General features: G+C 34.6%; 7 protein-coding genes. 3 read left to right on the top strand and 4 right to left on the bottom strand.

The window, feature by feature from the left end:
- Positions 1–17: 17 nt before the first annotated feature.
- The 4 genes from rlmB to ACNQF8_RS08585 form a co-directional block, all read right to left on the bottom strand.
- A complete protein-coding gene (gene rlmB, locus ACNQF8_RS08600) occupies positions 18–752 on the bottom strand; it encodes a 23S rRNA (guanosine(2251)-2'-O)-methyltransferase RlmB (RefSeq protein WP_035668140.1) in 735 nt (244 codons plus the stop codon).
- A 79-nt stretch (positions 753–831) separates the two neighbouring features.
- Positions 832–2,283: a SusD/RagB family nutrient-binding outer membrane lipoprotein gene (locus ACNQF8_RS08595; protein ID WP_417952019.1), complete on the bottom strand. Its 1,452-nt coding sequence runs from the start codon at positions 2,281–2,283 to the stop codon at positions 832–834.
- A gap of 3 nt (positions 2,284–2,286) precedes the next feature.
- The gene (locus ACNQF8_RS08590) at positions 2,287–5,544 is read right to left on the bottom strand and encodes a SusC/RagA family TonB-linked outer membrane protein (RefSeq protein ID WP_417952018.1); all 3,258 of its coding nucleotides are present in this window, start codon (positions 5,542–5,544) and stop codon (positions 2,287–2,289) included.
- Between the two features lie 84 nt (positions 5,545–5,628).
- Positions 5,629–7,335: a BamA/TamA family outer membrane protein gene (locus ACNQF8_RS08585; protein ID WP_417952017.1), complete on the bottom strand. Its 1,707-nt coding sequence runs from the start codon at positions 7,333–7,335 to the stop codon at positions 5,629–5,631.
- A gap of 181 nt (positions 7,336–7,516) precedes the next feature.
- Here ACNQF8_RS08585 and rpsL point away from each other — a divergent pair, with 181 nt between their 5' ends.
- The 3 genes from rpsL to fusA all read left to right on the top strand — a co-directional run bounded on the left by rpsL (position 7,517) and on the right by fusA (position 10,618).
- The gene (rpsL, locus tag ACNQF8_RS08580; protein WP_007136570.1) at positions 7,517–7,900 is read left to right on the top strand and encodes a 30S ribosomal protein S12; all 384 of its coding nucleotides are present in this window, start codon (positions 7,517–7,519) and stop codon (positions 7,898–7,900) included.
- A 74-nt stretch (positions 7,901–7,974) separates the two neighbouring features.
- Positions 7,975–8,451, top strand: coding sequence for a 30S ribosomal protein S7 (gene rpsG, locus ACNQF8_RS08575; protein WP_035668130.1), 477 nt, complete (start codon positions 7,975–7,977; stop codon positions 8,449–8,451).
- Between the two features lie 10 nt (positions 8,452–8,461).
- On the top strand, positions 8,462–10,618 hold the full coding sequence (gene fusA / locus ACNQF8_RS08570) for an elongation factor G (RefSeq protein ID WP_417952016.1): 2,157 nt from the start codon (positions 8,462–8,464) through the stop codon (positions 10,616–10,618).
- Positions 10,619–10,627 lie beyond the last annotated feature (9 nt).

Genomic DNA, 10,627 nt, shown 5'->3' with positions numbered 1-10,627 from the left:
ATAAGAAGTGTAACAATCTAAGATCGTTGTCTTACTGCTTCGTATAAAAAAGCACCACAAGCGACAGATACATTTAATGAGCCTATAGTTCCAAACATAGGAAGTTTAGCCTTCTCATCAACAATTTTAAGTACTGATGGGTTTACACCTCTATCTTCAGATCCCATAATGATAGCAACAGGTTCGTTTAAAGAAATATCATAAATATTTTGATCTGTTTTCTCGGTAGCTGCTACGGTTTTGATGCCACTAGCTTGTAAAAGAAAAATAGCATCTTTAATGTGTTCTACTTTACAAATTGGAATGTTGAAAACTGCACCAGCCGAAGTTTTGACGGTGTCACCATTAACAGGTGCCGAGCCTGCTTTTTGAACAATGATTCCATTTACGCCTGTACATTCTGCAGTTCTAATGATAGCACCAAAATTACGTGCGTCAGATATTTGATCTAATATTAAAAATAAAGGTTTTTTACCATTTTCGATTACCGATTCTATTAAAGATTCTAAGTCAAAAAAGGAAATAGGAGAAATTGTAGCTACTGCACCTTGATGATTATTAGGTGTCAATCTGTTTAGCTTTTCAACAGGAACATAAGAGAAGTTAATATTACCACGTTTCATCACTTTCATCAAGTCTTTCATCAGTTCGCTGCTCGCTTCCTTTTGAATATAGACTTTGTCTACAGTTGCACCCGCTTGTATAGCTTCTATTATAGCTCTAATTCCAAATATTTGATGTTCTTTTTCCATGGTGCAAAGCTAAGTAAAATGTGTGTAAAAAAAAAACCATCAGCATAAGCTGATGGTTTTAATATAAATTTAGGGATAATTAAAATTTATCCCAGAAAATTTTAGATGTTAATTTATCACCACCTGTTACTGTAGCAGCAGCAGCAGTAACGTTAGTTGCATTAACTGTTGCTTCACTAGCAGGATAAGTTAATCTTGTAGGAACAGATTTTATATCGTTGTAAGTCGTTGCAGGAACAACCAAGGCTGGAAAATCTAGTCTTCTCCAAGAATTCCAAGCTTCAAAACCTCTATTGTATAATGCAATCCACGCTTGTTCTCCAATGCTTTTTTTCCAAGCAGCAGTTGAAGTTCCGTTGTAAGGGTTTGCAAGTAAATAAGCTGTAGCGTCAACAGTTGCTACGCCCCAGCTGTTCATAGAAGCTGTAACACCATTATTGTAATGAGTTGCGGCTACTCCTGCAGCAGCAACACCTCTTGCAGCAGCTTCAGCTAGCAAAAATTCTTGTTCACTGTATGCAAGTATAGTTCCTGGGAAAGATGGAGCAAGAATTGTATTGTTCACAGTAGAAAAGTTTGTGTAACTGTTAGATGCACCATATATACCCCCTTTGTAAACAGTTGTACCTGGCGCAAAAGTGAAGTATTTAGCTCTTCTAGGATCAGATAGATCTTGTAATTTGTTAACAAAGGTATCAGCAATAACAAAATCTTTTCTTCCACTTGCAACTAAATCCACATATAATGGGTTTGTATTAGGTTGTGCTTCTAAATAATTCAAATTAGCATCATCACTATTGCTTGTCATAACTCCTGCATTGATAGCAGCAGTAGCTTGAGCAGAAGCGTAAGTAGCATCTACATCAGACATGTTTACAGCAAGTCTTAATCTAAGAGTATTAGCAAACTTTTTCCATTTTGCAACATTACCACCATAAATTAAGTCAGCAGAACCAAAACTTTCTTCTGAGGTATTAAGTGCACCTTGAGCGGCAGCTAATCTAGTAATAAGGTCTTTATAGATTGTCTGTGCATCATCGTATTTAGGTAGTGGATGTCCTTCGATATCTAATGCCTCAGAATAAGGTACATTACCAAAACTATCTACTAAAACACTAAATGTGTAAGCATTCATAATTTCAATGATTGCTTTTTTGTTAGCCAAAATTGCAGCTTCACTTGCGCCAGCTGTAACAACTTTGTTTAGTAGCACATTAGATTCTTTGAAATCTCTAAGTACATCTCTGTAAAGAGTGGTAAAGTGAGTGTCAGGAATAGGTCTTGTTGTCAAGTTATACTGACTTTCATCTGGATAGGTAGTTTCTGTCCATTGTTGCACTAACATTCTGAAAACATTTCTGTTTACAGATGCGTTTACCATTTGATCAACTAAAGTTTTTTGAGCGTTTGTAAATAAAAACTCGGGTTTAGCAGACGTTGGATTTTTTGTATCTGTATTTAGTCCGGTGATATCATCAGTACATGATACGCTCAGCGCTAAAAACGAGATTAATAAAACTATTTTTTTCATAATTTAAAATTTAAATGTTACGTTAACACCAACATTTCTTGTTGTTGGTAAAGAACCTACTGAATATCCTGCAGATGAAGCACTGGCACTTAATCCACTTTCTGGGTCAGCATATGGAAGGTTTTTGTCTATTATCCATAAATTTGAACCTACTATACTAAATTTCATTTCTTGAAGATTCATTCTTGAAACTAAAGTAGTTGGTAAAGAATAAGTGATATTAACTTCTCTTAATTTAATGAATGAAGCATCATACACGAAAGCTTTATTTGGAGCTCTTCTATATCCTGATACGTTACCGTATTGATCAGGAGCAGGAGTTCTTGTAGTGTTTACTGAACCATCTGCTTTTACACCTGGTAAAATGATACCACCACCGTTAGCGATAGTATTTCTTATTGGATTTCCTAATTCATTAAGTCCCGCAGTAACATCATATAAACCTGTAGCTAAACCGTAAGATTGGTCAAGGGAGAAAATATCTCCACCTTTCTTCATGTCAATTAAGAATCCAAAAGATAGATTTTTGTATGTGAATTTGTTACGAATACCACCTAACCAATCTGGATTAACATCACCGATTACATTATTTGCAGATGCATTAACAACATATCTTCCATTTGCTCCAACTACTTTTTCTCCGTTTAAGTACGTAAAGTCAGTTCCTTTAAGTACTCCATAAGGTTGTCCTACTGAAGCATTTAAAGTTACACCACCTTGGAAAGAGTTTAATCTTAAATTTTCAATTCCTTCAGCTAGCTTAGTAACTTCATTTTTATTTTTAGACCAGTTAACAAAAACATCCCAAGCGAAATCTTTTGTTTTGATTGGTGTAACGTTAAATTGAACTTCGATACCTTTGTTCTCTACAGTTGCAGCATTAATGTATCTTGAACTATTACCAGTAGCAGTAGAAAAAGGAACTTGGAAAGCTTCTCCGTTATTTACGTTTTTGTAAGCACTTACTTCAAATCCAACTCTTCTGTTTAAAAATTGCATTTCTAAACCAATTTCTTGAGTATTTGTTTTTACTGCTTCTAAGTTTGGATTGTTTTTAGTACCAGCAACAGAATATTGTTGATTAGAACCAAAAGGGTCATTCTTAACATAAGTATCTACTAGAGATAGTCCTGGAGTACCTAATGGGCTTTCAGAATAACCAGCTCTAATTTTACCAAAACTCAACCATGGTTGGTTGATGTGGTTTGTGAAAACATAACTTCCAGATGCAGAGTAACTCCAGATTGCATTCTTTCCAGCTGGTAAGCTAGAAAAAGCATCTCTTCTTGCAGTTGCATCTACGAAAAAGTAATCTTTAAATCCTAAAGATGCTGATCCATAATAACTGTTAATTCCTTGGTTAGCCTCTGCCTCTAAAGGAAAAGGAACTTGTTGAACAGAATTTGATAAACTGAACAAGTCTGGAACAATAAGACCGCCTTGAGTAGAGTTTAAAGTAGAAATGATTCTAGTTCTAACTGCTGTACCTCCAGCAACACCACTAAAACTAATACTTTCAGAAATGTCCTTTTTGAATGTTAAGATGAAATCATAATTTTGTTCAGAAAACGATCTTTGATATTTTTGGTATCCAGATTTTTCGTCTAATCTGTTGATTCCAAATGCACCAGCGATAGAACCGAATGCTCTTCTTTCTTCACGTAATTCGCTGTAAGAATCAGTAGATATTTTTGCTGTAGCGGTTAACCAGTCAGCAATTTTATAATCTAATTTAGAGTAACCTATAAAACGGTTTCTTTCGTCAGATTGGAAATTTTTATTTCTGATGAAATAAGGGTTATCCCAGTAAATTTGAGTTAAATCACTTGGATCAGCATAGTTCCAGTTGATGTTCTGTCCACCAGATCTTTCGTAAACTTGTTTCAATTCCTGAACGTCTACGTTGGTTTGCCACCATTGACGGAACATTGACATGATATTTTCATTATATCCAGTTGAATTCCTACCTACAGTGTTTTGAGAGTTGTAGTTAGCAAAAACACTTGCTGATAATTTGTCTGAAAATTGGTGATTAATTTTAGCACTAATGCTATTTTTTTTCATATCACTATTTGGAAGAATACCTGTTTGTTTAGAATTAGTGTAATTCAATACAAAATTAGTAGTATCATTTCCATCTTCTAGCGAAACAGAATTATTGAATGATGTACCTGTTTGGAAGAAGGTAGTTGGGTCATTTTTAGCAGCTACCCAAGGAGTTGCTTTTCCGAAGCTGTCAGACCAAGGAGTAAATGCATTCCAATTGTAAACCATTAAGTTAGGGTCAAATGCTGCCCCATAAGAAGCATCTTCTGAAGTTGGAACTACTAAGTCTTCAACACCATCTCCGTTAATATCTCTTGATAAGAAAAATCCAGATGCATCTTCATAAAAAGGGCCATAACCTGCTCCATATTTATCTTGGTATTTTACAAATGTAGATTTGTCAATAGTACTTCCAACAAATTCAGAAGATACAGTTATACCTAATCCTTTTTTTGCTCTACCTCTTTTAGTTGTAATCATTACAACTCCATTACCACCTAAGTAACCATATAATGCAGAAGCTGCTGCTCCTTTTAGTATATTTACACTTTCGATGTCTTCTGGATTGATATCCATTGCAGCATTACCGTAATCATACGTTCCACCTGCTCCTGAAGTTTGACCTCCTGTACTACCAGTTACTAAAGAGTTGTTGATAGGCATTCCGTCAATTACAATTAGCATTTCATTGCTACCAGTCAAACTTTTTACACCTCTAGATACAATACTAGACGATCCTCCAAAGTTATTATTTCTTTTGATATTAACACCGGCAACTTTTCCGGAAAGTTCATTGATGAAGTTTCCACTTCCTGCACCAGAATTTAAGTCTTCTGCTTTAACTTCTTGTGTAGCGTAACCTAAAGATTTTTTCTCTCTTTTGATACCTAATGCGGTAACTACTACTCCTTCAAGTTCAACTGAATCATCTTTCAGTTTTACATTTAAATTAGATGAACTAGCTTGCATTTCTTGGGTTTTCATCCCAATGTAGCTAAATACCAAGACTTGGCTTGGAGTTGCTCTGATAGAAAATTTTCCATCAAAATCAGTTTGTGTTCCAGTTTGCGTTCCTTTAACTAATACGCTCACGCCTGGTAAAGGCATTCCTGCATTATCAGAAACAACACCTGAAACAGCTCTTTCTTGCGCAAAGGTTATTTGCGCCACAAGTACTAATAATAGTACTAAGAATCCATTAAACTTTAGTTTCATTTTTTAATATTTTGAATTAGTCTCGCAAACTTCTTAATAATTTGTTAACTTTCCTAATATATAAATCTCTATTTTTTAATGAAATTAAAATTTAACATTATAACAGATGTGGATAATAGTGTTATAAAATTCAATTTGTTGGTTTTGTGTGCTGCCATTTGCGATGGCAAGTTTCAATAAGCCGTTTTTTGTTTGTAGCCCAAATCCAACTCCTAGCCCTAGGAGCTTTTCGTTATTTTCTTTCTTTTCAATACTTGATTTGTCCTTGAAAATGCAGTAATCTAGTATTGAATGAATGTATAGATTGGGGGAGAGTATGTGTCTATATTCTGTAAGAATTGAGGTTGTGAAATAAGCCTGCAGGCTGTTTTCTGTAAAGCCTCGTACGCTGTTGAATCCTCCAAAACGAAAAAGTTCATTTGCAATATACTTGTTGCTTTGTAAATAATAATTTTGGCTATTGATATGTATGATATTCTTTTTATTCAAGTTAAAGTTATGTGAGGCTTGAATATTTATAAAAAACTGATTGCTTTTGGTAGTGTTTTCTGATTTGTTTTTGATTTCTCGTTTTCCGATTCCAGTAGTTATGGAGAAAAATGATTTTATTGGAAAAGTATAATTAGCTAAGTCTAGTTTTTTATAATTAAAACTAGATGTTAAAAAAGAATTGCTAAAATCGCTTATTGAAGTGCCGGTTGAGTTTTGAATATCACTTGATTCGGTAGTTTGGTATCCTAAATATAAGCGTTTATTGTAATTTGTAAAGTAGCTTAAATCAATTGCTTTTTTTGTATTTTGAAAAGTGCTGTCTTGTCTGAATAATTGAATTTGTGCTTTTAATCCTATTGGCGTCTTTAGTAAATATGGAAGTTCAATGCTGGCATTTAATGTTTTTTGATCGTTCCCGTCACTTTTCCAATAAACAGATAATTGTTCTCCCGAGCCTAAAATATTTTCTAGTTTTATGTCTAAGTATCCATTTAGGGTTGTTCTTTTGTTTTCATTGTTTGAAAATCCAATAAAGCCGTCAAAAGTATTGGATTTTCTTTTTTCAAGATATACGTAAACTTTTGTTGTGTCTTTTGTGAATAGAATTTCTGGATATTTTACTTGGCTAATAAAGCCAAATTTTTCAAAATCATTATAAATTTGGTCTACTATTTTTTGATTAAAAATGCTGTTTTTGTATTCTCTGTTTATTTGTGCTAAATGTCCACTTGGGAATTTATTTGTTCCATTGTTTTCTGTGTAGTTTATTGTGATGGAATTTAGAGTTCTTTTTTCGTCTGATTCTAGTTTTAAATCAGCATAAATTTCGGTTTCTATTCTTTTAATATTTATCAGTTTTAGTCTTGCTAATGCAAATCCGTTTTGTTCTAATTTTTGGACAGTTTGTTTTAGAAAAGAATTAATTTCTGTGTAGGCGAGTTTTAAGGTGTCCTTTTTGTTTAGGTCTGATAAGTTGTCTAATATGTTATTTGTACCTATATATATATGTATGAATTTTATTTTTTTACCTAATGTAAAATTAGCTACATAAATAGAGTCTTTTCTTTTAGCTAATTCTAGTGAAGTATTGTCTATGTATCCTATTTCAGATAGTTTTTCGGAAATTCGGATTATCTCTTCATTAATTGATTTTGTGTTTTTGTGCTCGGAATTGTATTTTAGGGAGTCTATGATTTTTGTTTCTAATGAATTGTTCCCGGTTATTAATAATCGAAAATTTTGCGCAGAAGAACTAAGGCAAAAGATGATGAGGAATAGTAAAACAAAAGAAGATTTCAAATGAGTATGTGTTTTTGATAAAAGTAACGCAAATATCTATTGTTTGGGATAAAAATCAAATGATAAAATAATCTTATTGAAAATTAATAGATTAACGTTTGTAGAGTAAAAAATATTTTCTACATTTGCAACCCCGTAAAAAGCGGGAATTTAATATAATAAGAAATTTTTAGTATTAATTATGCCAACAATTCAACAATTAGTAAGAACAGGAAGAACTCAGATAACTAAGAAGAGTAAATCGGTTGCTTTAGATTCTTGTCCTCAAAGAAGAGGGGTTTGTACGCGTGTTTACACTACAACACCAAAAAAACCAAACTCTGCAATGCGTAAAGTAGCGCGTGTACGTTTGACAAATGGTAATGAAGTGAATGCTTACATCCCTGGTGAAGGACACAATTTACAAGAGCACTCGATAGTATTAGTTAGGGGTGGAAGGGTAAAAGATTTACCAGGAGTTAGATATCACATCGTTCGTGGTGCGCTTGATACGTCAGGAGTAGCAGGAAGAACGCAAAGAAGATCTAAGTACGGAGCTAAACGCCCAAAAGAAGCAAAAAAGTAATTTAAAAAGTTATTTCTTGTAGAGATGTGATTCGTTACAGCTGTATGGGTATGACATTTTATTAAAAAAAAGACATGAGAAAAAGAGCGGCAAAGAAAAGACCACTTTTACCAGATCCAAGGTTTAATGACCAACTGGTAACACGTTTTGTGAACAACTTAATGTGGGATGGAAAAAAATCGACAGCGTTTAAAGTATTTTATGATGCGATTGACATCATTGAGTCTAAAAAACAAGATGCAGAGAAACCATCATTGGAAATTTGGAAAGATGCGTTAACTAATGTTATGCCTCACGTAGAAGTGCGTAGTCGTAGAGTAGGTGGAGCTACATTTCAAATTCCAATGCAAATTCGTCCAGATAGAAAAATTTCTATGGCGATGAAATGGTTAATTCTTTATTCAAGAAGAAGAAACGAAAAATCTATGGCTCAAAGGTTAGCTTCAGAATGTTTAGCTGCGGCTAAAGAAGAAGGAGCTGCTGTTAAGAAAAGAATGGATACTCACAAAATGGCAGAAGCTAATAAAGCTTTCTCTCACTTTAGATTTTAATTCTTAAGAAATGGCTAGAGAACTTAAATATACAAGAAACATAGGAATTGCTGCTCACATTGATGCTGGTAAAACAACAACAACGGAGCGTATATTATTCTATACAGGAAAATCACATAAAATTGGTGAAGTACACGATGGTGCTGCAACAATGGACTGGATGGCACAAGAGCAAGAAAGAGGTATCACAATTACGTCTGCAGCTACAACTTGTGAATGGAATTTTCCAACGACTCAAGGTAAAATTTTGCCTGAGACCTTACCTTATCACTTTAACATTATAGATACTCCGGGACACGTTGACTTTACAGTTGAAGTAAACCGTTCTTTGCGTGTACTTGATGGTTTGGTGTTCTTGTTTAGTGCTGTTGATGGTGTTGAGCCACAATCAGAAACTAACTGGAGATTGGCAGATCAATATAGAGTTCCTCGTATTGGTTTCGTTAATAAAATGGATAGACAAGGATCTAACTTTTTGATGGTATGTCAACAAGTAAGAGATATGTTGAAATCAAACGCTGTTGCGATCACTTTGCCAATTGGTGAAGAGAATGATTTTAGAGGTGTTGTAGATTTAGTAAGAAACCAAGCTATTGTTTGGGATGATGCAGGAATGGGAGCAACTTATGAAGTTGTAGATATCCCTGCTGATATGATAGAAGAAGTAAAAGAATACAGAGATATTCTTATTGAAGCAGTTGCAGATTATGATGAAAACTTGCTTGATAAGTATATGGAAGATCCAGATTCTATCACAGAAGAAGAAATCAACACGGCTTTAAGAGCAGCTGTAATGGATATGGCAATTATTCCTATGATTGCTGGTTCATCTTTCAAAAATAAAGGAGTTCAATTCATGTTAGATGCAGTATGTAAATACTTACCATCTCCAATGGATAAAGAAGGTATCGAAGGAATTCATCCTGATGATGCTGAATTACTTGAAGAGGATCAAACAAAAATCTTGCGTAAGCCAGATGTTAAGGAGCCATTTGCTGCTTTGGCATTTAAAATTGCTACTGACCCATTCGTAGGTCGTTTAGCTTTCTTCCGTGCTTATTCAGGACGTTTAGATGCGGGTTCTTATGTTTTGAACACGCGTTCAGGTAATAAAGAAAGAATTTCGCGTATCTACCAAATGCACGCTAACAAACAAAATCCAATCGAGTATATCGAGGCGGGTGATATTGGAGCAGCAGTTGGGTTTAAAGATATCAAAACTGGAGATACTTTATGTGATGAAAAACACCCAATTATTCTTGAGTCTATGAAATTCCCTGCGCCAGTAATTGGTATTGCTATTGAGCCTAAAACTAAGGCTGACGTAGATAAAATGGGTATGGCTTTGGCTAAATTAGCTGAGGAAGATCCTACGTTTACTGTTAGAACTGATGAGGCTTCTGGTCAAACAATTATCTCTGGTATGGGTGAGCTTCACTTGGATATCTTAGTTGATAGAATGAGACGTGAATTCAAAGTTGAAGTAAACCAAGGTGAGCCTCAAGTTGAATATAAAGAAGCTTTTACTAAGAAAGCACAACATAGAGAAACTTACAAAAAACAATCTGGAGGTCGTGGTAAATTCGGTGATATCGTATTTATACTTGAGCCAGCGGATGAAGTTGACGGTAAGGCTCCAGTTGGATTGCAGTTTGTAAATGCAGTAAAAGGTGGTAACGTTCCTAAAGAATATATTCCATCAGTTGAAAAAGGTTTTAGAGAAGCTATGAAGACTGGTCCTTTAGCAGGGTACCAAGTAGATAGTTTGAAAGTAACCTTATTAGACGGATCTTTCCACCCGGTGGATTCTGATGCGCTTTCTTTTGAACTTGCAGCAAGAATGGGTTATAGAGAGGTAGCTAAGGCAGCTGGTGCTGTTATATTAGAACCAATCATGAAAATGGAAGTGATAACGCCAGAAGAAAACATGGGAGATATCGTAGGTGATATTAACCGTCGTAGAGGTCAGGTGAATGATATGGGTGATAGAGCTGGTGCTAAAACAATTAAGGCAGATGTGCCATTATCTGAAATGTTTGGATACGTAACTACGTTAAGAACGCTATCTTCAGGTAGAGCAACATCTACTATGGAATTTTCACACTACTCTGAAACGCCTTCTAATATTTCAGAAGCAGTTATCAAAAAAGCAAAAGGAAACGCATAATCTTTAAGA

The organism is Flavobacterium labens (assembly GCF_048286755.1).
In the GTDB taxonomy this organism is placed as follows: domain Bacteria; phylum Bacteroidota; class Bacteroidia; order Flavobacteriales; family Flavobacteriaceae; genus Flavobacterium.
Note: the sequence above shows the minus strand (reverse complement) of the source record. Positions and strands in the feature narration are given on the sequence as shown.

Coding starts and splice junctions, on each gene's coding strand:
- fusA (WP_417952016.1), top strand. CDS start 8,462: ATGGCTAGAGAACTTAAATATACAAGAAACATAGGAATTGCTGCTCAC.
- rpsL (WP_007136570.1), top strand. CDS start 7,517: ATGCCAACAATTCAACAATTAGTAAGAACAGGAAGAACTCAGATAACT.
- rpsG (WP_035668130.1), top strand. CDS start 7,975: ATGAGAAAAAGAGCGGCAAAGAAAAGACCACTTTTACCAGATCCAAGG.
- ACNQF8_RS08590 (WP_417952018.1), bottom strand. CDS start 5,544: ATGAAACTAAAGTTTAATGGATTCTTAGTACTATTATTAGTACTTGTG.
- rlmB (WP_035668140.1), bottom strand. CDS start 752: ATGGAAAAAGAACATCAAATATTTGGAATTAGAGCTATAATAGAAGCT.
- ACNQF8_RS08595 (WP_417952019.1), bottom strand. CDS start 2,283: ATGAAAAAAATAGTTTTATTAATCTCGTTTTTAGCGCTGAGCGTATCA.